The following is a 1,273-nucleotide window of genomic DNA, read 5'->3' on the forward strand; positions in this document are numbered from 1 at the left end:
GTACGCCCGTACTTTTGGTGCCACTTGTGTGCCGAAGAGTTCAATAGCTCTCAGTACTTGTTCATGAGGCATAGAACCAAGAGGTAAGTGCAACATAAAGCGGTCCAAACCTAAGTCTTCAATCATGCGAATCAATTTTTCGGCCACCTGATCTGGATTGCCCACAAACATAGCACCATTTGGCCCAACTTGCTCCAAATATTGCTCATAACGCAATTCCTGCCAGTGCGGACGATCTTTAGAAATAGCATCCACCACTTGCTTGGTCGGATGGAAATAATCTTTCACCGCCTGTTCGCCATCCTCAGCAATCCAACCCCAAGAATGAGCTCCAACCTTTAGTTCCTGACTGGCATAACCCGCTTCGCTCCCAATCTCACGATAAGCCTGAATCAACTTTTTAAAATAACGAGGGTTACCACCAATAATGGCATAGACAATCGGTAGACCTGCCTGAGCAATCTTCACTGTTGATTCGACATGACCACCTGTCGCTATCCACAAGGGTAATTTGTCCTGAACTGGACGAGGATAAACTTCTTTTCCAGAGATTGTTTGGGTCAATCGACCTTGCCAGTCTAACTTGGTCTTTTCATTGACTAACTGAAGCAAGTCTAATTTCTCATCAAAAAGGGCTTCGTAGTCTTTCAAATCATATCCAAACAAGGGAAAAGATTCCGTGAAAGAACCCCTTCCGGCCATAATCTCCGCTCGCCCATTTGACAAAGCATCGATAGTGGCATACTGTTGGAACAAGCGAATCGGATCCATACTTGAGAGAATGCTGACTGCACTGGTCAAACGGATTTTCTTGGTATTGACTGCACCTGCTGCTAGGACAATCTCTGGGGCTGATACCGCAAAATCCGCTCGATGGTGCTCACCAATCCCATACACATCCAAACCAACCTTGTCAGCCAGTTCAATCTCCGCCACCAACTGACGAATGCGTTCGGCATGACTGTAAGTTTGCCCAGTTCCTTCAAGCTCAGTTGTTTCCCCAAATGTTGAAATTCCCAATTCTACCACAGTGATTCTCCTTGTCTACCTCTGTCCTTCAATTTGAAAAATTATTCTAACACGAATCTTGAGTACAAGCAACCAATTTGCTCACAAGAAAAAGCCTAGATAACTAGACTTTTTTAGCTTATTCTACCGTTACTGATTTAGCAAGATTACGTGGTTTGTCCACATCAAGGCCACGGTGAAGGGTTGCAAAGTAAGCGACCAATTGTGTTGGTACGACCATTGAGATTGGTGAGAGGTAAGGGTG

General features: G+C 44.9%; 1 protein-coding gene and 1 pseudogene. Both read right to left on the minus strand.

Annotated features, from left to right (window positions below; genetic code table 11):
- Positions 1 to 1,029: LLM class flavin-dependent oxidoreductase (locus QZ359_RS06380; protein ID WP_293964268.1), on the minus strand; the 1,029-nt coding region annotated here is incomplete at its 3' end.
- Between the two features lie 118 nt (positions 1,030 to 1,147).
- Positions 1,148 to 1,273, minus strand: a pseudogene (locus tag QZ359_RS06385) (SIS domain protein); the annotation flags it as partial.

This window comes from Streptococcus sp. (genome assembly GCF_019414905.1).
GTDB lineage: Bacteria > Bacillota > Bacilli > Lactobacillales > Streptococcaceae > Streptococcus.